Raw genomic sequence first — 23,078 nt, 5'->3', positions numbered from 1 at the left:
AAGTAAAAAGAAGTAAGAGAAGTAGCACCTTTAACGACCAGGAGAAATAAAAATGCGTAACGTAAAACACGTAGCCTTCATCCTCAGCACCGCAGCCCTGCTGGCAGCTTGCTCCACCCCACCAGCTCCACAGAAGCCAGTTGAAGTGGTTGAGAAGCCAGCCGAGCCAGTCAAGCAAGCTGACACCCGCGCTGTCGAGCCAGTGAAAGCAGAAGTTGACGAGCTGGACATCCCAGGCGGCAAGCTGGCCAACCGTTCCGTGTACTTCGACTTCGACAGCTACGTTGTTCGTGAAGACGGTAAAGAAGTGGTGTCGAACCACGCTGCATACCTGGGCAAAAACCAGCGTTCCATCCTGATCCAGGGTAACACCGACGAACGCGGCGGCTCCGAGTACAACCTGGCCCTGGGCCAGAAGCGCGCTGAAGCGGTGCGCAAGTCGATGGCAGCCCTGGGCGTGGCCGAGTCCCGCATGGAAGCCGTGTCCCTGGGCGAAGAAAAGCCTAAGGCTGAAGGCCACAACGAAGAAGCATGGTCGCAGAACCGCCGTGCTGACATCGTTTACAAAGCTAAGTAATTTTTTAGCTTAACAATGCCGCACTCAAGGGGCGGTGCGCAGTGTATGCTGCGCACCGCCCCTAATTTTTTGCGACAAAATGCATAACGCAAAACACCTGATCTGCTTCTCAGCACAGCCAGAGATGTCGCACAAGGGGCAGCGCGCAGTTTATACTGCGCCCTGCCCCATTTCTTTTTTTGTGCAAGGAAGAAAAATGAAATTCACTAAGTCTGCCCTGATGGCAGCCCTGTTCGCTGCCACCCTGCCCCTGACCGCTTCCGCCGGCCTGTTCGACGATGAGGAGGCGCGCAAGGCCATCATGGATCTCAAGTCCAAGGTCGCCAAGCTGGAGGCGGACCTGAAGAACCTGATCGACAGCAAGACCGACAAGAACACGACGCTGGACATGATCTCGCAGCAGGACCAGCTCCGCGAAGAAGTTGCACGCCTGCGCGGCCAGACTGAGATTCTTCTGAATGAAATCCAGGTCGCGCAAAAGCGCCAGAAGGACTTCTACACCGACCTCGATGCCCGCATGAAGAAGCTGGAACCCCGCCAGGTGACCATCGACGGCCAGACCTCCTCGGTCAACATGGACGAACAGAACGCCTATGACAACGCGATGGCACAGTTCAAGGGCGGCGACTACAAAGGCGCAGCCAGTGCGCTGCAAGACTTCGTGAAGCGCTTCGGCGCGTCGGCCTATGCTTCGAACGCCCAATACTGGCTGGGTAACGCCTATTACGCGCAAGGCGATTGCAAAAACGCCATCACTGCCCAGCAAGTGGTCGTGAAGACCTGGCCGGATAGCCCTAAAGCCGCCGACGCCCTGCTGAACATCGCAAGCTGCCAGACCGAACTGAAGGCGGTCAACAATGCCAAAAAGACATTGCAGGAGCTGATCAAGAATTATCCAGGCACCCCAGCGGCCGCGACCGCCAAGGATCGCCTGAAATCCATCAAGTAAAAAGTGCAGGCGAGTATTTGACAGCTGGGCCGACCCAGCCTATAATCTCGCTTCTTCTTTCGACGGGTCGTTAGCTCAGTTGGTAGAGCAGCGGACTTTTAATCCGTTGGTCGCAGGTTCGAGCCCCGCACGGCCTACCATTCGAAATGAGAACCTTGGGTCGTTAGCTCAGTTGGTAGAGCAGCGGACTTTTAATCCGTTGGTCGCAGGTTCGAGCCCCGCACGGCCTACCAAGATACGCAGAGAAGCCCACGAATTTCGGTTCGTGGGCTTTTTTGTTTTTGGTCACTCCCTGGACGCGATTTTGACACTTGTCAATGAAATGGTTGTCCATCCAGACTCCACGTTGTGACTTTTTGCGCAATTTGCAATGCGGCCATTCTGATATCATGCGCGCCCACCTGCCGAATTGCCGGGACTACATCGGGAACTCAACAATGAAAAAAGCTTTGGCACTTGTCACTGCAACCGGCGCCGTGTTCGCGGCACTGGCCGCTGGCGTCTACAGCTATTCGACCGCCGGACAGCCCGCTTCAGACGCCAAGGCGGTCCAGCCGCCGGTGACGGCCAACGCAAAACCTCTATGACGTGATCTACAACGAAGAACAAAAGACCATCTCGTTCAAGGCCAAGTATTCGGACGGCACCGAGTTTGCGAACGACAAGGAGCGCGAGGCTCGCGTCCTGCTAACGTTCTCCGGCAAAATCGATAAAGATCAAATCAAGGGTACCGTGACGAAACTGGATGCGTACACACACGAGCCGCGCGAGGAACCAGAATTGGCCGTCATACCAAAGTCGGATGGAGAAGGCAGAGTCCCCGCAAGTTTTGAAGAATGGGACAATTCCCATAGCCACCCAATTCCGAAGTGGTAAACATGGTTTCTGCTGCCTGCAAGATTAATTAGTTCTGGTAACCGCTTGCCTCAAGGAGGGCAGCAGGATCTTCGAGTTCAACAAGTTTTCGGATCGCTGCCGGCTTGTCGGGAGCGCGGTTCACGTAAGCTTCGGCAATGCGCATGCCGATCCAATAGCCCGCCTCGCTAGGCCAGCCTTCCGGAGCGCTGCCGTAGTTAGCGAACCAACGCTTGAAGCGTGGGCTGGCTCCAGGTTTGCGCAAGCTCTCGCTGTCGGACCGCATGAACTGGCGATCGCGCCTGAATTCTTCCCACAACCACGACTCACGCTGGCGCGCCCACGCATCGCGTTCGGGTTTCGGCATTTCTCCGGTGACCAGATTTGCGAGGTAGTCAGCGACACCCTCCCTCAAGGCCTGGCTTAACAGAGGGTCAGCGAGGGCCTGCGGTGTTTCCTCCTCTTGCCAGGTGTGGACAGTTTCATGTGCAAAGAAGGAGCGCATGGTGGTGCGGAACTGTTCGGGCGACGTGCCTGGCGGACAGTTCACTTCCAAGCCAATCACCTGCGTGTCCGAACTGGCCGTTCCTCCGGAATTCAAGGCGCCGAACACGACCTCGATTGCGGGAAGCGGGCGCTCTGGCAACAAGCCTGAAAAGGCGAGGTAGATCGCTCTGAGATCGCTGCGCAACGCTGGAAGGCGTGGCAGGCATTCCCTGATCGCATAGCGATAAGCGTCAGGATTAGCCGCAACCTTGCGCGCCAGGCGCTCGGCATTGACGATACGCAGTGGGGTGAAAATCTTTACGCCAGGGCCGGCGCGATCGAGGTATTCGCGCTGCAGGACTTCGGCCGTCGGCACGGCATTGTCTTTCATCAGGTTTGCAAAGCGGCGGGCATCGCCAATGCCAATATCGACCGTGAGTGGGTTGACAGCGGCGGCAAATACCGCGCTGCTCCATAGCGCGGTAACAGGAATAAGAAAGTGTCTGATCATCTTTGAAGGCAGGTACGGGCAATAAGGTAAGCCAAGGCCGCAAGATAACACTTTATTGAATTGAAAAGAAGTTTTGGCAATATCGATTTCGATATCACGCGATGACATTTTCACCATCGGGCTTTTCAGCGGCCCCGGGTAATCGATATGTCACAAGCCCTGTTTACCTTGGTGCGTTTCAACTAACGCACGGCAACCAATATGCAGAAGCTTTCCTCGCGTCGCAACCTCCTGGCCCTGTGCATCACGCTGGGCCTGAGCGCATGCGGCGGCGCCTCCTCCGACGAACCGCTGGCGATCCCTGCGGCGCCAGCCGACCAGGGCGCGGCGGAAGTGGTGCCGCTTCCTGCCGCGACTGCTTTTGTCGACACCATCGCCACGAACCAGCGCGGCGACGCCCGCTATGCCACGCTATCCACCAATGCCGGCGTACGCATTCTGGGAGGCTTTCTCGATATATGGAAACCGCTGACCGAAATCGTCGATGCAGGCGTCAGCGCGCCTGCTGTTGATGGCTTCCCGGCAGTGGTCCCCTCAACCTGGAGCGGCGTACCTAACGACGGCACGCCGGACGGCAAGATAGTCAACACGGCTGTGCACCAGGCCAATATCGATTTTGTCGTCAAAGCCACCGCAAGCCGCAGCGCGGAGCAAGCGGTGCAGGCCTATCTGGATGACCGCCGCGGCAAAGGCTACAGCGTCACCGACGGCATGGGCCCCCTGACCGATGCCTGGCGCAGCGCGGCGCAACAAGTCACCAGCATTACCACCGTTGCTGGCGATGCCAGCAGCAAGCTGTATAACGATACCGGCAATAATACCGGCGTTGCCGGCAGCGCCAATGAACGTTTCGGCAGCGTGGTCGACCTTGTCAACCTGGTCGGCAACAACGCCTCCACCGAACCGGCCAAGCGTTTCTACAAATATGCCCGCCCCTACCGCTGGAGCAGCAGCGTGCAGGTGCTGCCGACACTGCTGCCGGCCAAGAGCAGCACTCCGACTACTGACGGCGGTTTTACCAGCGGCCACTCTGCTGAAGCCGTGCGCGACGCTGTCGCCATGGCGTATGCTGTGCCGGAGCGCTTCCAGGAAATGCTTAGCCGCGGCCTTGAGCTGGGTGAATCGCGCATCCTGGCCGGCATGCATTCGCCGCTGGATGTCATGAGCGGCCGCATCCTCGGCCAGGCCAGCGCCGCTGCAAATCTGGCGGACCCTGCGAACACGGCCAGGAAAGCCGCTGCCGTCGCCCAGGCGCACGCCACCTTGATGGCGGCTACCGGCACCAACGCCGACACCTTTGCCACGTTCGCGCAATCGGGCACGCTCGCCAACGACCGGTTTGCCGACTATGCGGCCAACAAGGCCAACTACCTGCGCCGGCTCACGTATGGCTTCACGCCTGTCTCTGCGACCAACGCCATCGCCGCTGTACCGAAAGGCGCCGAAGTGTTGCTGGAGACGCGCCAGCCTTACCTGAGCGATGCGCAGCGCCGCGTCGTGCTCAAAACCACCGCCCTGCCATCCGGCTACCCAGTGATGGATGATGCGGAGGGCTGGGGCCGAATCAACCTGTTTGCCGCAGCCGACGGCTACGGGGCGTTCAGCGGCAACGTCGTCATCGTGATGGATGCCAGCAAAGGTGGCTTCAACGCGGCAGATCGCTGGCGTAACGACATCAGCGGCAACGGCAAACTGGTCAAGCAAGGCACGGGCACGCTGAAACTGGCCGGGGCAAATACCTGGAGTGGCGGTACCGAGCTGACCGCAGGAACCCTGCAAGGCGACTCCGCTTCTGCATTCGGCACGGGCGACATGTACGTGCGCGGTGGCACCCTGGTGGCTAACGCCCTGACTGCGCTGAAACTGGCCGGCAACTACACCCAGTTAAGCGGCAACACCACCCTGGAGCTGGATCTCGGCGCCGCTTCAGGCAGTCAGGGCAGCCTGGCCGTGGCATCTACCGCCACCATCGCCGGCGGAACGCTGCACGTGAAGTTCGCCAACGGCTACAAGCCTAAAGCCGGCGATGTCCTGACGCTCATCACGGCCGCCAGCCTGAAGGGAAAGTTCGCCACCATTACGGTGGATGGCTTTGCCAACGTCACGCCAAATTACGGTGCCACTACCTTGACGCTCACCATTGGCAGCTAAGCAGTTGGCAGGAATCGGGTAACATCGCCAGCATGCTCCGACAATGCTGGCATCTTCGCCCGACCGCGCAACTGCGCCGCTTCATCGACCGTTATTGGGGTTGGGAGGGTGATTCTCCCCTTCCTCCCCGGCTTCCGCCCGGCATCGGTTCCGAGTGCATATTTCATTACGGTTCGCCTTATCTTTTGGACGGCAAAGAGTCGCCGCGGGCGGTCCTCCTTTGCCTGCGCACGCGCGCCATCGCCATCGAAGCAAATGGTGCTTTCGGATTCGTCGCAGTACGCTTTCGTGGCGGCAGCCTGCGGCATTTTTGCGCGCCCTCGCTGTCCCATTTGCACGACCAGGCCTGGCCCGCCCAAGCCGTCTGGGAAGATGACGCTGAACGCCTTTCCGACCAGTTGGCGCAGGCCGCCGGACCCGCCGTGCGCGCCGCTGTGCTCGATCAGTTCTTCCTGGCGCGCCTGGGCAAGCATGAAGACCGCAGTGGTCACGGGCTGGACTCCCTGCTCGATAAGCTCTATTACGCGCCGGGCACCAGCATTGATGCCTTGGCCGGGCATTCGGGCTGGACCCGCCGCCACTTCCAGCGCAAGTTTACCGACACGTATGGCCTCGGCCCCAAGCAGTTTGCCCGCATCGCCCGCCTTGGCCATACGATGCGCATGCTGGCGCTTTCCCCGGCGCTGCCTGCGCCCGATGCTGCCTTGCGCATGGGCTATTTCGACCAGTCGCACTTTATCCACGAGACGCGCGCACTGACCGGCTGCACTCCGCAGGCAATCGTCAGCGGCCTGCGCGAAAAGTCCCATTTCTACAATCCGCCATCGCGGCCGATTGCGTAGACTCGCGATTCCATTCATTCATCGGAGCCGCCATGTACCTGCTTGCCACGCTCGACGCCCATCCCCAATTCCAATCGGACCTCCTTGCCGCACTCGATCAACTGGTGGCGCAGTCACATACAGAGCCCGGTACGCTGCAATATGACGTGCTCACGGATCTGGAAAACGAGAACCGCATCATCGTATTCGAACACTACGCCGATGCATCGGCCTTTCAGGCACACATGGAAAGCGCCCCCTTGCAGGCATTGGTCGCCAGGTTCGCGACTTACCTTAGCGCGCCGCCGTCGCTGGTGCGCATGGGCCGGCGCAATGGTTTCCTGCGCGAGTTTTCGCTCGGCTAAGGCAGCGGGCCAAGGTACTGCCTGACCAGCGCCTCGTAAGCACCGTTGGCGTGCAGGTTTTTCAGGCCGGCGTTGAACGCATCGCGTACACGTACATCGCGAAAGACAGCCCTGCGCGGGCTTTCCGGAAAGATCCGGTGGAAGGTCACAGGCTGCCTGCCATCGATGCGCGGCTCCAGCTTTTCCGAGAAGTAGCGGAAGATCAGACGGTCGCCCACCACAACGTCTACCCTGCCCGTGAAAAGAAGCTTGTTTTGCGTGATCTGGGCCGGCACTTCCCTGTAGTCCGAATGGCCGCTGACAACAAGGCTGAAGCGGTCACCCAGCACCATGCTCGCATTCTGGAAAGCCGCGACCGAATAATTGGCCAGGTCTTCAATCTGCTGGATCTTCAGGTTGCGGCGAGCGAGCGTGGTTGCAACGTTCTGGTAGACGATGTAGTTGTCCGTGAAGTAGTCCTGGCCGCCGATCCCTTCACTGATGGACAGCAGGCCATCGAGCTGGCCCGCGCGCAGCATCGCCAGGGCCCGGGTTTGCGGAAGCATATGGCCAACCAGTTTGTAGCCGCCGGCAGCCAGTGATTGCCTGGCGATGTCGAAATCAAGGCCCGCAGCGCCCGACTCCATGACGTAAGGCGGCTTGGGCAATCCCATGCCGACGTGAACCTCCGGCATGGCAGAGTTCTGCGCGCTGGCGGCGCAACAGATCGCCCAGGCTAGCCAAAGCCACTTTCGCGCCCATATTCCGAGTGGATGCCTGCGCCGCATGCCGCCTCCTGTCCTTCTTACACGATATACCAGGCAAGGCGCAATGCCTAGTCAGATCGTCCGCCGCCAGGCTTAAGCGCGCTGGGCGGCGCCGGCTGCCGGCGAAGGGGTGTGGAGCAGGCGTCCCAGCGGCACTTCGATCCAGCGATGGAAAGCAGCGCCAGCAAGCAGGCTGGCGCCCCAGGCGACCAGCATGCCGGCGCCTTGCAGCACCGGGTCGGCAGGCACGAAGCGGGTGAAGGCGGCGTTCACCAGCAAGCAGACCGGGAAGTGGATCAGAAACACCGCGTACGAAGTGCGGGCCAGCGAATTAACCACGGCCAGCAAGCGGCCTTCGCCGCTGAACTGCATGCGGCCGAAGATCACCAGCGCGCACGCCACCATCATGGCCAGCGCCAGGCGGCTGCGGAAGTTCACCGCCAGCGCCAGCAAGGCCGGCAAGAAGATCGCCGCCTGCACCAGCACTGCGCCGCTCGTCTTGCGCCGCGGATCGCCGGCCCACCATGCTGCCAGGCCCAGGCTGTAGCTGCCGAAGAAGTACGGTCCCCAGTTGTCCCAATCGGCGTCCAGGTTAAAGTGCAGCAGCGACAGCGCGCTGCCGATCGCAACCAGGCTTGGCACCAGCCAGGCGCGGCGCACCGGGCCGCTGATGCGGGCGGCCAGCCACAGGATCGCCACGACCATGGCGTACAGCTGGAAATCAATGGCGACGTACCAGGCGCCTGCCGACAGGGACGGGAAACCGAGCACGCCATGTGCCAGCACGGCGTGCGCAGCCAACTGGCCGACAGTGACCGGGGCGGAAATCGAAGGATGGTCCATCCACTGGCTGGCAAACGCGGACGCCAGCGCTGCAATCAGGGTGGCGGCGATGAAAGGCGGCGCCAGCTTGGCGTAACGGCGCCAGACAGCGCCCAGCGGGTCGACCATTACCGGCTGCGCACTCGGCGCCAGCGATTTGGCGGCCAGGAAGCCGCCCACCACCAGGAACACTTGCACGGCAATGCGTGCGCTGCCCGCCAGCCAGTCGATCAGGTCCGGCAGGATAAGGCGCACGTGGTCCGCCATCGGACCATAGAACGCCAGATGGTGCAACACAATTAGCTGTGCTGCAACAGCCTTTAATAAATTGATCACGCCATACTTCATCACATCTGCTGCCGACTGTGCAAAAGGTCAACATGATAACCGAGCTCAGCAGATTAGAGGCGCGCGCCTAGCACCGCGTAAGTAACGAGATGTTACGCGGCCTTGCCTTCGGCCTTCTTGAACGGGCTGCGATCCGGCGCTTCATCGTGGTCGATGTTCAGCAGCAGGTGCTTGATCACCTTGTTCATCAAAGGCTGACGGTGGCGGATCAATACGCCGAAGTTTTCCGGACGGGCGCCCAGCGCCGCTTTGGGCTCCAGCGCGGTACGGCCGAAGGAGACGCGTTTGCAGCCCAGGCCAATGGCGTCGGCAATACCGGCGTGCAGCAGGCGCAGGTAGATCGGCAGGTCGGCCGCGGCGGCGCGGTCAAAGCCGATGTGGAAGGCGATGGCGGTCTCGCCGTCGGCAATGGTGACCAGGAAGCCCAGCATTTTGCCTTCGCGCTTGAGCACGCTGCAGCGGAAGCGTTCCCCCGCCGCCTGCTGCAGCACCGGGAAATACTCCGGCAGCAGCTCGAACGGACGGAAGCCGGCGTTCACCTGCACCGCCTTGTACAGGGCGTGGATCTGCTCCTGCATGGCGGCCATGCCGGTAAAGTGCTCCACCGTGCATTGCGCGGCCTCGATCGGCTTCAGGATGCCGTTGCGGATGTTGGCGCGGTACTTCGAGGCCAGGCTGGCCAGGTAGTCGTCGTAGCTTTTCCAGTCTTCGCCGAGGGCCAGCACCATGTTCGGCTCCGTTTCAACGAAGCGGTAGCTGAGGTTCTTGAGGAAGGCGGCATCCTCCGCTTGCGGTCCGTGCAAGTCCTTGATCATGACGAAGTTGGCCGAGCCGGCCAGCTTTTCGGCCTGCCGCACACGGTACAGCACCTCCGCCACGCCGTGCCAGGCCAGTTCCGGATCGACGCCGGGGGCGATAGCGATGCCGTGCTGGCCGAAGGTCAGCAGGTTGCCGCAGGTGAGCACGCGCTGGCCCAGGCTCTCGCCCAGCGCACCGAAGGAAGTCTTGCTGGCCTGGGCCAGCTTGATGGCGGCCAGCTGCATATAGAGCGCGGCCACCGGCTGATCATCCTCGTACACCAGCGCATAGCGCGGCTCGAGGTTGGTCGGCAGCACGGTCTCCAGCGACCGCAGGTAATCGTAGGACAGGAAGAAGCTCGCTTGGGCCGTGAGCCCTTTCCATGCCTGGGCGTCGAGCATGCCGATCGAGTCGGCGATGGCGTAACGCAGTTGGGCGGGGCCGCGCAGGCGCTTGCGCACTTCGCGGCGTTCGGACAGGGCGGTTTTCACTGAGCGCAGTTTTTGCTGGATCTTCATCGTTAAAAAATTGGCAATTGGACGGCGCAGTCTACCACGGGCCACGTTGTGCCGAATAAGTGAAAGGAGGCCACGATATGCGCGCAATCGATTAATTGGCAACACCGATACCATTTTGAACATGTTAAAAACGCCAATCGACCCGAAAGGCAAGCAATGACTGCTCCGAATCCGAACTGGTACCTGCGCGCGCGGCTCAAGACCCGCCAGCTCCTGCTGCTGATCGCCATCGACGACGCGGGCAATATCCTGCGCGCGGCGGAGACCCTGTGCATGACGCAACCGGCAGCTTCCAAACAGCTCAAGGAACTGGAAGACATGCTCGGCATCGCGCTGTTCGAACGCCATCCGCGCGGCATGCTGCCCACCATTTATGGCGAAAGCATGATCCGCCACGCACGCATGGCCTTGAGCAGCCTGGCGCGTGCGCACGAGGATATCGTGGCGCTCAAGGCCGGCCTGGCTGGCCAGGTCGACGTGGGCAGCATCATGACGCCGGCACTTGGCTTGCTGCCGCGGGCCATCACGCGCATCAAGCAGCAGGTGCCGCAACTGCGCATCGGCGTGCAGGTCGAGTCCAGCAACGAACTGCTGGAGCGCCTGCAGCGAGGCACGCTTGATTTCCTGCTGGCGCGCCTTACAGGTTTCCACGACTGCGCCGAACTTCTGTACGAGGAGCTGGCGCCGGAGCCGGTCGTGGTGGTGGCCCGCGCTGGCCACCCCTTGGCCGTGCGCCGCGGCCTTGGCTTGCAGGACCTGGTGCATGCGCCCTGGATTACGCCGCCGCCCGGCAGCATCCTGCGCCAGCGTTTCGACCAGTTGTTCCGCAACGCTGGACTGGAGCCGCCCGGCGACGTGGTCGATACCAGCGAGATTGTGCTGATCACCAGCATGTTGCAGATGAGCGATGCGCTGAACGTCATGTCGGCGGATGTGGCGCGGCGCCTCAGGGAACTGGGGCTGCTGGCGATCCTGCCGCTGGAAGTGGACTGCCGCATGGACCCTTTCGGCATCATCCGCCGGCGCGACAGCATGCTGTCGCCAGGCGCGGAACTATTGCTGGAAGCGATCCGGCGCGAGGCTTCGGCGCCGCCCCCTGCCGTGCCGACGGCCACGCAACCGCTGCAGCCGGCGCCCGCGCCCATGCCTGCGGCGTATAACCTCCACGACATAGCTCTCGCGTAAAAAGTCATTGGATCGGTACCGGTGCATGCGCATAGCATGGACCGGCACACCCATATCCGGAGACCTGCCTTGAACCAAATGCCCCTTATACGCTGCCTGGCCAGCGCGCTGCTGCTGATCGCGCCGCTGGCCGGCCACGCCGCGCCCCGCGTCGAACTCAGCTCCCCCGACCGCCAGTTGCTTGTAACGATAGATACCGGCGGCCACCTGGCCTTCGCCGTCAGCCATCGCGGCACCGAACTGGTGCTGCCCACGCCCATCGGCATGACCCTGGCCGGCATTGGCACGCTGGGCGACAAGCCGCGCCTGGCCGGCCAGCAGCGCCACAGCATCGATACTACCGTGCGGCCGGTGGTCGCGCAGAAGTCGCGTGAAGTGCGCGACCACTACAACTCCCTGCAGCTCGACTTCGCCGGCGGCTATGCATTGGAAGTGCGCGCCTACAACGAGGGCATCGCCTACCGCTTCCGCACCTCCCTGCCCGGCCAGGTCACGGTGGAAGACGAGCAGGCTGGTGTCAGGCTGCGGCCGCAGGACACCCTGTACTGGCCTCAGGAAAAGTCGATGCAGTCGCATAACGAGCACTATTACCAGGCGCTGACCGTGGGCGACGCCGCCGGCAAGCTGGTTGGCGTGCCGGCCCTGGTGCGTGATGGCGGGGTGCACCTGGTGTTCACCGAATCGGGCCTGCGCGACTATCCCGGCCTGTACCTGCACGGCGAAGCGGCGGGCCTGCGCGCCGTCTTCCCGAAAGTGGCGCTGGCCGAAACGGCGCGCGACGACCGCAATGTGCCGGTCACGCAGGAAGCGCCCTATATCGCACGCACCGCCGGCAAGCGAAGCTTCCCGTGGCGCATCCTGGGTATTTCCGCCGACGCTGGCGGCCTCCTGCTGAACCAGATGCCCTACCTGCTGGCCGAGCCGCAAGAACCGAAGGAGACCGCCTGGATCAAGCCAGGCAAGGTGGCCTGGGACTGGTACAACGGCAACAAGCTGTATGGCGTACCGTTCAAGTCGGGGCTCGATACTCGCACCTACCGTCACTACATCGACTTCGCGGCCGACAACGGCCTCGAATACATCATCATGGACGAGGGCTGGTACAAGCTGGGCGACCTGCTGGCCGTCAAGCCGGAGATCGACATGCCGGAACTGATGGCGTATGCCAGGCAGCGTGGCGTCGGCATCATCCTGTGGGTGTCGTGGAAGACGCTGGACACCCAGATGACGGCGGCACTGGACCAGTTCGCGCGCTGGGGCGCTGCCGGCATCAAGGTCGACTTCATGCAGCGTTCCGACCAGTGGATGGTGAACTACTACGAGCGCGTGGCACGCGAAGCCGCCGCGCGCCGCCTGCTGGTGGACTTCCACGGCAGCTTCAAGCCCAGCGGCCTGCAGCGCACCTGGCCCAACGTGCTGACCTTCGAAGGCGTAAAGGGCCTGGAAAACAATAAGTGGAGCGACAAACAGACACCGGAACATGACGTCACCCTGCCCTTCATCCGCATGTTTGCCGGCCCGGTCGATTACACCCCGGGCGCCATGAGCAATGCGCACCGCAAGGATTTCGTCGCCAGTTTCGACCGCCCCATGAGCCAGGGCACGCGCGCGCACCAATTGGCGATGTACATCATCTACGAAAGCCCGCTGCAAATGCTGGCGGACAGCCCTTCGCAATACCGCGCCAACCCATCCTCGCTGGAGTTCATCCGCCAGGTGCCGGTGGAATGGGACGAAAGCCGCGTGCTGCACGCCGAGCTTGGCCGCTACATCGCCATGGCGCGCCGCCGCGGCGATACCTGGTATGTAGGCGCCATGACCGGCGCCGACGGCCGCGACCTGGAGCTGGACCTGTCCTTCCTGGGCGACGGCGGCTACCAGATGGACAGCATGGAAGATGGGCCGAACGCCGGGGTCTTCGCCACCGACGTGCAGAAGGTCAGCGCCAGCGTCAGCCGCAGCAGCCACCTCGCAATGCGCCTGGCGCCGGGCGGCGGCTGGGCAGCAATCATCCGCAAGATGAATTGAGGAGAAGCGGATGAAAATTACTTCCCGCATTTGCGCGGCATTGATTGCCGCAACCCTTGCTGCCATCGCAACGGCCGCAAGCCCTGCGCACGCCGTGCCGCCGGCCTTTGCGCCGCGCTGGCAGATCGACGGCGACGCTATCCGCTGGCAGGTGAAAGACGTCCACCGCGACCAGCTTGAAATGAGCGGCCGCCAAGTCTCGGCAGTGATCGACTACGGCAGCCGGGCCGATGGCTCGCTGCTGCTGGCGCGCACCGTGGTGTGGCCGATGTTGCGCACCATTCCCGACGACACCCATGCCAGCCTGATTCGCAAATTCGGTGCGGAAGCCTCGCCGGTCATCGTCATCGACGGCCAACCGGCCGCGGGCGAGCGCCTGAAGCAAGTTCGATTCGACGGCCGCCTCGCGCTGCGCTCGGAGCTGGCGCCTGGCCTGACGCTGACGCGCACCCTGACGCCGTCGCCCGGCGAGCCGGCTCTGGTGGAGCGGCTGGAGCTGGAAAATGGCGGCCAAAGCATGCTGCACTACAGCTTCGGCGCGCTGGAGCGCAGCGAAACCACGCCGGCCGAGCGCGGCACCCACGGCGCCTACGTGGTTGAAGTGCGCTCCCCGGCCCGCGAAGGCGAGCTGGCGCCCGGCGCCCGCGTGCACGTGGACGTGATCATCAGCGGCCGCCTGCAGAACGAGATGGTCTACGTGGACGGCGGCGAAGCCTTGCGGGAGCGCGCACGCAAGGTAGCGCAATGGCGCGGCAACCTGGTGCTGGAAACGCCGGAGCCGGTGCTCGACGCCATGTTCGCCTTCTCCAAAATCCGCGCCGCCGAAAGCATCTTCGCCACGCGCGGCGGGCTGCTGCATGGGCCCGGCGGCACGCGCTACTACGCCGCCATCTGGGCCAACGACCAGGCGGAATACGTCAATCCCTTCTTTCCTTACGTGGGCGACAGCGCCGGCGTGCAGAGCGCGCTCACCAGCTTCGGCATGTTCGCGCGCTACATGAACGCAGCCTACAAGCCCATCCCCTCCTCGATCATCGCCGAAGGCCGCAGCTACTGGAACGGTGCCGGCGACCGTGGCGACTGCGCCATGATTTCCTACGGCGCCAGCCAGTTCGCGCTGGCGCAAGGCGACCCGGGCACCGCGCGCCAGCTGCTGCCCCTGATCGACTGGTGCCTGGAATTCACGCGCCGCAAGCGCGACGCGGAAGGCGTCGTGCATTCGGATAGCGACGAGCTGGAAGGGCGCTTCCCGGCCGGCCAGGCCAACCTGTCAACCAACGCGCTGGCCTACGCCGGGCTGCAAGGCGCCGCAAGGCTGGCAGCTTCGCTGGGCGATGCGCATCGTGCAACTGCGCTGCGGCAGGAAGCGGAAGCGCAACGCAGCGCGATCGAACGCCATTTCGGTGCGCGCATAGGTGGCTTCGACACCTACCGCTATTACGACGGCAACGAAAAGCTGCGCGCCTGGATCGCACTGCCGTTGGCCTTGGGCATCAATGAGCGCCAGCGCGGCACCGTCGATGCCCTGCTGTCGCCGCAACTCTGGAGCGAGAACGGCGTCTTGACCGAAGCGGGCGACAAGACCTTCTGGGACCGCGCCACGCTGTATGCCTTGCGCGGCCTGCTGAAAGCGGGCGAGCTGGAACGCACCATGCCCTACCTGCGATACTACTCTGGCCGGCGCCTGCTGGGCGACCACGTGCCGTATGCGGTGGAAGCCTGGCCGGAAGGCCAGCAACGCCACCTGTCCGCCGAAAGCGGGCTGTATGCGCGGGTCATGACGGAAGGCCTGTTCGGCATCGAGGCGGCCGGCCTGCGCAGCTTCACTATCGCACCGCGCTTGCAGCAAGGCTGGCCGCGCATGGCGCTGCGGCATATGCGTGCCTTCGGCGCGGGCGAAGACGGCGACGGCATCGACATCGTCACCACGCGCATGCCGCGCGGCCAGCGCGTGCTGGTGCGCCTGGATGGAAAGACCTTGCTGGACCAGGCCTGGGACGGCAAGGCGCCGCTGCTCGTCACGCTTCCAGGCAAGATATAACCTTTTGTGCATAGGTGGCGAGTAAACATTCAATTGTTCGCCACTGCCAAGCTACCTAGCATGTCTCCGTCGGCCGCCTTGCGCGGCCGAATCATAACCACAACAGGAGACGCAATGAAGAACCCTTCCCAACGTGTGCGCTTGACGCTCGTCGCGCACGCCCTTGCATTGGCTTTCGCCGGGCCAGTCCTTGCTCAATCGAATGCCACCGGCAGCATCTTCGGCCAGGTTGCCAACGCGAGCGGGACTAGCATCGTGCTGGTGAACGTCGCAACCGGCGCGCGCCGCACCATCACCGTCGATGCCAACGGGCGCTATAACGCCAGCTCCATGCCGCCGGGCGTCTACAAGGCGCTGCTGATGCGCGACGGCGTCGTCGAACGCGAGCTGGAAGTGGAAGCCCTGATTGGCCAAGGCGTGGAAGCATCGTTCGAACCTATGCAGGCAGTGACGGTGACCAGCCGCCGCCCGACTATCGACGTCAGCAACACGAACAACGGCGCTGTGTTCACCGCGCGCCAACTGGCTACCCTGCCGATCTCGCAAAACCTGTCCGGCATCATCCAGCTCGCGCCTGGCACTGCACGCGGCAACACGCGCATCGGTGGTGACAGCTTCGGCGGCGCCGGCGTGAGCGAGAACGCCTACTTCATCAACGGCTTCCCGGTCACCAATGTCTATCGCCAGATCGGCTCGACCACCCTGCCCTTCTTCGCGATCGCACAGGCGCAGATCCTGCAAGGCGGCTACAGCGCGGAATTTGGCCGTTCCACCGGCGGCGTGGTGAACATCACCACCAAGAGCGGCACCAACAACTGGGAAGCCGGCGCCGTGCTGCAATACACGCCGGACTGGCTGCGCGCCAAGCCGGACAACACCTACTACCCGAACACCGGCCATCACCCGAAGACCGACGGCAAGCTGCTCACCTACCGTCACAGCAACAACGCCACTGACGTCTTCGGCAGCGCCTACGTCGGCGGCCCGCTGGTGAAGGACAAGCTGTTCATGTTCGCCAATGTCGAGCAGGATCGCTTCAGCACCGGCTACATCAGCAAGGATTCCGATTCGCTCAACAAGACCAACGGCTGGACCGAACGCGAGACCCGCACGCCGCGCTACCTGCTCAAACTCGATTACAACATCAGCGACAACCACCGCCTCGAGTTCACCCAGATCCACGACGAGAACAAGAAGACGCAGCAGAATTACGGTTTCGACTACGCCAGCCTGCAGCGCAACGAGGTGCGTGCCGGCGGCACCACTGGCGATGGTGCCAAGACCAACGACTCGATCGTGAAATATACCGGCTTCCTGAGCGACAGCCTGACAGTGACTGCGCTGGCGGGGCGTTTCAAGTCGACTTATCCGCAATCGCGTGAAGGCTACGTGCCGGGCGTGTACCAGGTTAATGCCCCGCTCAATGCCCAGGTGCCGGGACTGGTTTATACCAACCCGCAGACCATCGGCGGCACCATCCAGGTGCCGAATGCGGAAGACAGGCAATCCACGCTGCGCCTGGATGTGGAGTACAAGCTTGGCCGCCACGGCCTGCGCGCCGGCATCGACCGCAATAACGTCTCATCGATCAATGGCTCGGAACTGGCCGGCGGCGGCAGCTGGACCTACTTCCGCGGCGATCCCAATAAAACGGTTCCTGGCGGGAGGACACCCGCCTCGGGCGGTGGATACGGGCTGCAAGGGTATTACGTGAACGAGTATCACCAGAGCGATTCCGCCTCGCCGAAGACCGATCAGTCGGCGCAGTACATCCAGGATCGCTGGCAGGTCACCGACACCGTGCTGCTCGACCTGGGCTTGCGCAACGAGCAGTTCACCAACAGGAACAGCTTCGGCCAGGCTTATGCAGCGCAGCGCCATATGCTGGCCCCGCGCATTGGCGCATCCTGGGACGTGCACGGCGACAGCACCTTGAAAGCTTTTGCCAACCTTGGCCGCTACCACCTGCAAATTCCGACCAGCGTGGCATCGCGCCTGGCCGGCAATCCGGTCCACATCGACCACTACTACACCTATACCGGCGTCGATCCGAAAACCGGCGTGCCGAGCGGGCTGACGGAAATTTCTCCCCCAGTTTCCGGCGGCAACGAATGGGGCAGGCCCAAAGACCCGCGCCAGGTCGCATCGAGCAACCTGGGTGCAACCTACCAGGACGAGCTGGCACTCGGCTTCGAGGCGGCACTGACGCCGGAGTACACGGTCGGCAGCAAAATCACCTATCGCACGCTGCGCAACACGATTGAGGATTGGTGCGATGCGCGTCCCTTGCGCGCCTGGGGCAAGCGTAACAACGTCGATACCAGCCAATACGATATGCCATGCCTGCTGATCAATCCCGGCCGCGACAACACCCTGACGCTTGACCTGGCCGGCGATGGCAAGCTGGTTTCCATTCCATTGACGGCTGAAGACATCGGCCTGCCGAAGGTAAGCCGCGTTTATACGGCACTGGACCTCTTTATCGAACACCCGATGCGCAACGGCTGGTACGGCAAGCTGAATTACACGCTGTCGCGCACCAGGGGCAATATGGAAGGCCAGGTGATGTCCGATATCGGCCAGGCCGACATCGCGGCCACCACCTCGTTCGACTTCCCGGAACTGATGGATTACGCCAGCGGCCCGCTGCCGAACGACCATACCCATGTGCTGAAGGCCTTCGGCTATTACCAGCTCGGCCAGGAATGGACCGTGGGCGGCAACGTCAACATCGTCACCGGTGCGCCGAAATCCTGCATCGGCAACCTGCCGGCCGCGCTCAACCAGGATGGCAAGAATCCGGCCGCCGGCTATGGCGCTGCCGTCTTCTACTGCGAGGACAAGCCGGCGCCGCGCGGCTCCGCGGGCAGGATGCCGACTGACTTCCGCATTGCGCTGAACGCCACCTATATGCCGCGCATGTTCAAGGGCCTGGCCTTGAAGGCGGACGTATTCAACCTGCTGAACCGCCAGACCACGCTGGCTACACAGCCGGTCTACAACGCGGGCGCCAGCACCGTCAGCCCCTACTATGGGCAAGTGCTGGGGCGCGCACCTGAACGCCAGGTGCGCTTTGCCGCGGAGTACAACCACAAGTTCTGATTCAGCGCCCCGCTTCCTTCAGGTATTCCGCACGCGCTGCCAGCGCGGTGTCGGCGAAGTCGCTGAACACGCCATCGACACCAAGGGCGAAGAAGTGCTTGTACTCCAGCACGGGATCGCCCTTGTAGTTGCTGGCCAGGCGGCGCTTCTCGTTGCGGAAGGTGTACGGGTGCACGAACAGGCCCGCCTTGTGCGCATCGGCCACCAGCGAGCTCGGCTCCATGGTGGAGGTGTCGGCATCGTTCACCTTGCCGTCGCCGTTGATGTCCACGGCGCCTTTGACGCTGACGATGTAGCGCTTCCATGGGCCGATGCCGTCGGCATAGGTCTTGATCTCGGCCAGGCCGGCCGGCGTCACCATATCGCTGAACAGGCGTTTGTCGCCGGCCTGCGCCCAGTCGAACGGCTTGTCGTACGGCGCGGCGTAAGTCAGGGCGCCGGTTTTCAGGTCGACGTCGTCGGCGTCGATCAACTGCACCATCTTCAGCCTGGAGCCCTTGCTGCGCATGTATTTCAGGCTGCCCGGCTCAAAGGACTGGATGAATACGGGCGAGTCGCGCTCGGTCCAGCCGGCAGCCGCCAGCATCGCCAGCAGCTTGTCTTCCAGCGGCAAGCCTTGCTGGCGGTGGAAAGTCGGATTCTTGGTTTCGGGGTAGATGGCGATATTGCGGCCGCTTTTCCTGATCATGTCGATCACTTCCTGGATGGTGGCGATCCTGTACTGGCCATTGAATTGCTGCGGACGTTCGGCGTCGGTCGAAATGCCGCCCAGGGTCTTGATCTCCGCCAGCGTGAAGTCGCTGGCAAACCAGCCTTCCTGCAGTTCGCCATCCACGCTCAGCTTGCGCTTGCGGTCGGCGAATTCCGGATGTTGCGCCACGTCGGTGCTGAAGGCCAGGTTCGGGTCGTGGCGGGCAATCAGCACGCCATCCTTGGTGGAGATCACATCCGGCTCAATCGCGTCGGCGCCCAGCTCGATGGCCTTGGCATAGGCTTCCACCGTTTCCTCCGGCAGGTAGCCGCTGGCGCCGCGGTGCGCCACCACCAGGGCCGGCTTGCCGTCCAACGTGGGAAGCGGCGCCTGCGAAGTCCCGCCACATGCCGCCAATACCGCTGCCGCTACCGCTCCTGCCATCGCCTTCTTCATCGTTGCCCCGCTGTGTAAGTTGAAAACTGGCGGATTGTAGGTAGCGAAAATGACAAGCTTGTGAATCGGCAAGCGTGCGCGAGGTGCTTGACAACCGTTGCCTAGGCAACGTATAGTTCATTTATGAACAAACAAGCCGACCCTCGCCGCGTTGCCCGCCTGGTCAGCCGCGCCCAGAAAGCCCTGGAAGAAGAACTCGATGCCAGGCTCGCGCCCTTCGATATCACGGCGGCGCAATACGTGGTGCTGTCTACCCTGCATGGCGGCCGCGCCAACATCGCAGCGCAGATCTGCAAGGAGCTCTCGTACAGCCCCGGCGCCATGACCCGCATGCTGAACCGCCTGGAACAGAAAGGCATGATCCAGAAAGCGCCGAGCGCCGCCAATCGCCGCATCGTGCAACTGGAACTGACCGAAGAAGGCCGGCGTCTTTTCCCCAGCCTGCTGGAAGCTTCGGGCACCGTGATCGAACAGTATTTCGGTACTTTCAGCGCGCAGGAACTGCATGCTCTCGAAGCCCTGTTGCTGAAGATGTTCGCCGGGAAGTAGATCTTTTTTTTGCCGAATAGATTGCCTAGGCAATGTTACATTAAGGAAGTAATGTGGAACCTTCAATCAATGTGCTGGGAGCCTATTTTCCCGACTGGCTTTTCTGCATTGCCGGCGCCACGGTGCTGTGCTTCGTGCTGCACACAGTGCTGAATGCGCGCGGCTGGCTGGCCGGCGCCCCGGCGCATCTGCTCGCGCTGGGCTACCCCGCCTTCGCCACCGTGCTGTCCCTGTCGGCCTGGCTCGTATTTTTTCAACATTGAGGTGACGTCATGAAGAAAACCAGGAACTCCCGCCGCTGGAGCGCCATCGTGCTGGTGCTGGCCCTGGCCGCAATCGGCCTCGCCATCTACGTCGTGCGCACGATCGACCAGGCGCCGCGCACCGATGATGCCTACGTCTATGCCGACACCATCAACGTGGCCCCCGAAGTCAACGGAAGGATCGTGGAGCTGCCGGTGGCGGACAACCAGCGTGTCAGGAAAGGCGACCTGCTGTTCCGCATCGATCCCCAGCCTTTCGAACAGACCCTGGCAAAGGCCGAAGCGAGCCTGAAAGCGCTGGACAGCGAGATCAGGCTGACCCAGCGCTCGGTCGATGCCCAGAAGTTTGCCGCCGCTGCAGCACAGGCGAACGTCGAACACGCCAAGGCCGCATCCGAGCAGGCGGGCGACACGCTGGCGCGGCTGGAACCCTTGCTCACCAAAGGCTTCGTGTCGGCCGAGCGCATTGACCAGGCACGCACTGCCAGGCGCAGCGCGCAATCCCAGCTTAGTGCGGCCTTGCTTGATGCGCGCCGGGCCGAAGCTTCCGTCAGCGGTGTCGATGCGCTGGTCGCCAGGCGCGAAGTCGTGAAGTCCGAGATCGCGCTGGCGCGCCTGAACCTGTCCTATACCGAGGTGCGCGCGCCGGGCGACGGCATCGTGCTGAACCTGAAAACCTCGGTGGGCCAGTTTGCCGCTGCCGGTCATCCGGTGTTTACGCTGGCCAGCTCCAGCCGCTGGTACGTGGTGGCGAATTTCCGCGAGACCGACCTGGCCGGCATCAAGGCCGGCCGCCATGCCCAGCTCTACCTGCTTGGCGACACTTCCAAACGCTACAGCGGCACCGTCGAATCCATCGGCTACGGCGTGTTCCCGGACGACGGCGGCAGCGAAGTGGCAGGCTTGCCGCGCGTACCGCGCTCCATCAACTGGGTGCGGGTGGCGCAGCGCTTCCCCGTGCGCATCCTGATCGAACAGCCAGACGCAGCGTTCCGCATCGGCGCTTCAGCCGTCGCCATGCTGAACGCGAAGTGAGCATCATGGAAGCCCTGATGGCGCGAATCCGCACCGAACTGGCGCCCTTCCCTGGCCGCATGGATGCGGTGTGGCGCCTGCTCGCAAGCAGCACCGTGGTCATCGTCTGCTCGATGGCCTTGCAAATTCCTTCGCTCTCGCTGTCGCTGATCATGGTGTTCTTCACGGCGCAGGAGAATACCGTGCTGACCCGCATGAGCGGCATCGTGCTGGTGATCGGCAGTACGCTGGCGGTGGCGTCGTCCATCCTTCTGCTCAAATTCTTCATCGACGCGCCGATGCTGCGAATTCTCGGCGCAGGGCTGGTTGCCTTCTGCGGCATGTACTTCATGCGGACCAGCAAGCTCGGTGCCATCGGCTTCCTCACTGCCCTGATCGTAGTGTACGGGCAAAGCATGGCCGACATTTACGAGGATCCGGAAGTCATGACGCGCGCCTTGTTGTGGGTTTGGGTGGCTTCGACCTATCCGGTGGTGGTGACGATGATCATCCAGCGCCTGTTCCGGCCTGCGTTGCCGGTCAAGCTCCTGGTGGAAGAATATGGCCGCCAGCTTGATGAAGTCGAGCACCAGCTTGAGGCGCGCATCGCCGGTGCCGCAGCGCCAGCCTTTCACAGCGGCCAGGTCGGGCGCGGCGTGCTGGCCCTGCAGCGGCAACTGGCGTTTGCAGTCCTGGGCAATGAGGAACGCACTGCGGCGCGTGCTGCGGCCGTCAGTCGCCTGCATGCCGCGGCCGCGCAGCTGGCCAGGCTGGCGCCGTTCGAAGCTTCGCGGGAGGAACGCCAGCAGATGATCGCGATTCGACGTGCTTGCGCGTCACTGCGGGAGTGCCTCGGGCATGGGACGGCCTTCATGCCGGATTCTGCAGCGCCGGCTTCGGCCTGCCCGGCTGGCACCGCAGCGGGAGCTGCAGCCGGCGCGTCGCACGCGCACAGCGTGGTTTTGCGCGAGATGGCGCGGGCTTTGCACGCCGCGGCAAATGCGGACGCCGATGCCGCCCCAGCTGCCGCCGGACTGGCGCGCCAAGGGGGAACCCGCACGTCCGGTGCCGCCGGAAATCCCTTGCGCCTCGTTTACCTGCAGTTTGCCTTCAAGGCAGTCCTGGCTGCGATGATCACCTACGTCATCTACACGGGCCTGCAATGGCCCGGCATCCATACGGCAATGCAGACCTGCATCATTCTCGCCCTGCCAAGCCTGGGCGCGACCACGCATAAGGGCCTCAACCGCTTGCTGGGTTGCTGCCTTGGCAGCCTGGCCGCGCTGGCGGCAACGGTATTTGTCGTGCCGCACCTCGACAGCATCGTCGGACTGCTGGCCATGTCCCTGCCCATCATCGCGCTTGGTGCGTGGATTGCCGTGGGGCCTCCGCGTTCGAACTACATCGGCGTCCAAATGATGTTTGCATTCGCACTGGCGCAACTGGGCAGCTTCGGCCCCGTCACCGACGTCACTGAGATCCGCGACCGGTTGATTGGCATTCTGCTTGGACTGGCGGTTTCGATCACCATATACGCGCTGCTGTGGCCAGAACGCGAAGGCCAGGCGCTCAAAACAGCTCTGTCGCGCCTGCGCAAGGCGGTCGCCGCTTGCGTGCACGCCGATCAACAGGGTATTGGTGCGGCGCGGCTGGAGGCCTGGGGCCTGCTGAACCAATGTCGTGAACTGCACGCCAGGGTGGCGCTGGAGCCGGGCTGGCGCGACCGCAATGCACGTCGCATCGCGAACACGCTGGCACAAGCGGAGGAGAAGCTGGCCGCACAACAGGCCAGCCATTAGGGC

20 protein-coding genes and 2 tRNA genes are annotated in these 23,078 nt (G+C 62.9%); 17 read left to right on the top strand and 5 right to left on the bottom strand.

The genetic code is table 11. From position 1 onward, the window contains the following. The first annotated feature begins 52 nt into the window (after positions 1 to 52). The 6 genes from pal to ACN9MZ_RS11075 all read left to right on the top strand — a co-directional run bounded on the left by pal (position 53) and on the right by ACN9MZ_RS11075 (position 2,402). On the top strand, positions 53 to 577 hold the full coding sequence (gene pal, locus ACN9MZ_RS11100; RefSeq protein WP_426342195.1) for a peptidoglycan-associated lipoprotein Pal: 525 nt from the start codon (positions 53 to 55) through the stop codon (positions 575 to 577). 196 nt (positions 578 to 773) lie between these two features. Beyond that, positions 774 to 1,526, top strand: a complete 753-nt coding sequence (gene ybgF, locus ACN9MZ_RS11095; RefSeq protein ID WP_426342194.1) for a tol-pal system protein YbgF — start codon at positions 774 to 776, stop codon at positions 1,524 to 1,526. A 64-nt stretch (positions 1,527 to 1,590) separates the two neighbouring features. Further along, positions 1,591 to 1,666: transfer RNA gene (locus ACN9MZ_RS11090), tRNA-Lys, on the top strand. Positions 1,667 to 1,683: 17 nt separating this feature from the next. Beyond that, positions 1,684 to 1,759: transfer RNA gene (locus tag ACN9MZ_RS11085), tRNA-Lys, on the top strand. Between the two features lie 84 nt (positions 1,760 to 1,843). Then, positions 1,844 to 2,113 (top strand): hypothetical protein, encoded by a 270-nt coding sequence (locus ACN9MZ_RS11080; protein WP_426342193.1) that lies wholly within the window; start codon positions 1,844 to 1,846, stop codon positions 2,111 to 2,113. Position 2,114: 1 nt separating this feature from the next. Continuing rightward, on the top strand, positions 2,115 to 2,402 hold the full coding sequence (locus ACN9MZ_RS11075; RefSeq protein ID WP_426342192.1) for a hypothetical protein: 288 nt from the start codon (positions 2,115 to 2,117) through the stop codon (positions 2,400 to 2,402). 28 nt (positions 2,403 to 2,430) lie between these two features. On the opposite strand, the gene ACN9MZ_RS11070 is transcribed toward ACN9MZ_RS11075, so the two are convergent. Then, on the bottom strand, positions 2,431 to 3,495 hold the full coding sequence (locus ACN9MZ_RS11070; protein WP_426342191.1) for a DUF2268 domain-containing putative Zn-dependent protease: 1,065 nt from the start codon (positions 3,493 to 3,495) through the stop codon (positions 2,431 to 2,433). Between the two features lie 84 nt (positions 3,496 to 3,579). Between ACN9MZ_RS11070 and ACN9MZ_RS11065 the strand changes: the two genes are divergently transcribed. Genes ACN9MZ_RS11065 through ACN9MZ_RS11055 form a run of 3 tightly spaced genes read left to right on the top strand, consistent with a single transcriptional unit; the run spans position 3,580 to position 6,715 of the window. After that, the gene (locus ACN9MZ_RS11065; protein WP_426342190.1) at positions 3,580 to 5,529 is read left to right on the top strand and encodes a phosphatase PAP2 family protein; all 1,950 of its coding nucleotides are present in this window, start codon (positions 3,580 to 3,582) and stop codon (positions 5,527 to 5,529) included. Positions 5,530 to 5,561: 32 nt separating this feature from the next. Continuing rightward, a complete protein-coding gene (locus tag ACN9MZ_RS11060; RefSeq protein ID WP_426342189.1) occupies positions 5,562 to 6,371 on the top strand; it encodes a helix-turn-helix domain-containing protein in 810 nt (269 codons plus the stop codon). A 32-nt stretch (positions 6,372 to 6,403) separates the two neighbouring features. After that, positions 6,404 to 6,715 carry a putative quinol monooxygenase gene (locus ACN9MZ_RS11055; RefSeq protein ID WP_426342188.1) on the top strand — a complete coding sequence of 104 codons (312 nt, stop codon included), beginning with the start codon at positions 6,404 to 6,406 and terminating at the stop codon, positions 6,713 to 6,715. On the opposite strand, the gene ACN9MZ_RS11050 is transcribed toward ACN9MZ_RS11055, so the two are convergent. The 3 genes from ACN9MZ_RS11050 to ACN9MZ_RS11040 form a co-directional block, all read right to left on the bottom strand. After that, positions 6,712 to 7,389 carry a substrate-binding periplasmic protein gene (locus tag ACN9MZ_RS11050; protein ID WP_426342187.1) on the bottom strand — a complete coding sequence of 226 codons (678 nt, stop codon included), beginning with the start codon at positions 7,387 to 7,389 and terminating at the stop codon, positions 6,712 to 6,714. The two genes, ACN9MZ_RS11055 and ACN9MZ_RS11050, sit on opposite strands and share 4 nt — an antisense overlap. 165 nt (positions 7,390 to 7,554) lie before the next feature. Then, complete coding sequence (locus ACN9MZ_RS11045) at positions 7,555 to 8,619, bottom strand: acyltransferase family protein (RefSeq protein ID WP_426342186.1); 1,065 nt, start codon at positions 8,617 to 8,619, stop codon at positions 7,555 to 7,557. A 104-nt stretch (positions 8,620 to 8,723) separates the two neighbouring features. Beyond that, the gene (locus tag ACN9MZ_RS11040) at positions 8,724 to 9,947 is read right to left on the bottom strand and encodes a GNAT family N-acetyltransferase (protein WP_426342185.1); all 1,224 of its coding nucleotides are present in this window, start codon (positions 9,945 to 9,947) and stop codon (positions 8,724 to 8,726) included. A 156-nt stretch (positions 9,948 to 10,103) separates the two neighbouring features. Between ACN9MZ_RS11040 and ACN9MZ_RS11035 the strand changes: the two genes are divergently transcribed. From ACN9MZ_RS11035 to ACN9MZ_RS11020, 4 genes are all read left to right on the top strand, one after another. Continuing rightward, positions 10,104 to 11,132 carry a LysR family transcriptional regulator gene (locus tag ACN9MZ_RS11035; protein ID WP_426342184.1) on the top strand — a complete coding sequence of 343 codons (1,029 nt, stop codon included), beginning with the start codon at positions 10,104 to 10,106 and terminating at the stop codon, positions 11,130 to 11,132. A 78-nt stretch (positions 11,133 to 11,210) separates the two neighbouring features. Beyond that, on the top strand, positions 11,211 to 13,160 hold the full coding sequence (locus ACN9MZ_RS11030) for a glycoside hydrolase family 97 protein (protein ID WP_426342183.1): 1,950 nt from the start codon (positions 11,211 to 11,213) through the stop codon (positions 13,158 to 13,160). A 10-nt stretch (positions 13,161 to 13,170) separates the two neighbouring features. Then, entirely contained in the window at positions 13,171 to 15,201 is a 2,031-nt protein-coding gene (locus ACN9MZ_RS11025) for a hypothetical protein (RefSeq protein ID WP_426342182.1), read from the top strand. Between the two features lie 114 nt (positions 15,202 to 15,315). Further along, complete coding sequence (locus tag ACN9MZ_RS11020; protein ID WP_426342181.1) at positions 15,316 to 18,303, top strand: TonB-dependent receptor; 2,988 nt, start codon at positions 15,316 to 15,318, stop codon at positions 18,301 to 18,303. Position 18,304: 1 nt separating this feature from the next. On the opposite strand, the gene ACN9MZ_RS11015 is transcribed toward ACN9MZ_RS11020, so the two are convergent. After that, on the bottom strand, positions 18,305 to 19,450 hold the full coding sequence (locus ACN9MZ_RS11015; protein WP_426342180.1) for a glycerophosphodiester phosphodiesterase: 1,146 nt from the start codon (positions 19,448 to 19,450) through the stop codon (positions 18,305 to 18,307). Positions 19,451 to 19,573: 123 nt separating this feature from the next. On the opposite strand from ACN9MZ_RS11015, the gene ACN9MZ_RS11010 reads away from it, so the two are divergent. From ACN9MZ_RS11010 to ACN9MZ_RS10995, 4 genes are read left to right on the top strand one after another with little or no spacing between them, the layout of a single operon-like run. Then, a complete protein-coding gene (locus ACN9MZ_RS11010; RefSeq protein WP_426342179.1) occupies positions 19,574 to 19,999 on the top strand; it encodes a MarR family winged helix-turn-helix transcriptional regulator in 426 nt (141 codons plus the stop codon). A 53-nt stretch (positions 20,000 to 20,052) separates the two neighbouring features. Then, positions 20,053 to 20,262, top strand: a complete 210-nt coding sequence (locus ACN9MZ_RS11005; RefSeq protein ID WP_426342178.1) for a YtcA family lipoprotein — start codon at positions 20,053 to 20,055, stop codon at positions 20,260 to 20,262. A gap of 9 nt (positions 20,263 to 20,271) precedes the next feature. After that, positions 20,272 to 21,297 (top strand): multidrug transporter subunit MdtN, encoded by a 1,026-nt coding sequence (gene mdtN / locus ACN9MZ_RS11000; RefSeq protein WP_426342177.1) that lies wholly within the window; start codon positions 20,272 to 20,274, stop codon positions 21,295 to 21,297. Positions 21,298 to 21,302: 5 nt separating this feature from the next. Then, the gene (locus ACN9MZ_RS10995; RefSeq protein WP_426342176.1) at positions 21,303 to 23,075 is read left to right on the top strand and encodes an FUSC family protein; all 1,773 of its coding nucleotides are present in this window, start codon (positions 21,303 to 21,305) and stop codon (positions 23,073 to 23,075) included. Positions 23,076 to 23,078: the final 3 nt, after the last annotated feature.

Origin of the sequence: Pseudoduganella sp. S-14 (assembly GCF_049913285.1) — a bacterium.
Taxonomy (GTDB): domain Bacteria; phylum Pseudomonadota; class Gammaproteobacteria; order Burkholderiales; family Burkholderiaceae_D; genus Rugamonas.
Note: the sequence above shows the minus strand (reverse complement) of the source record. Positions and strands in the feature narration are given on the sequence as shown.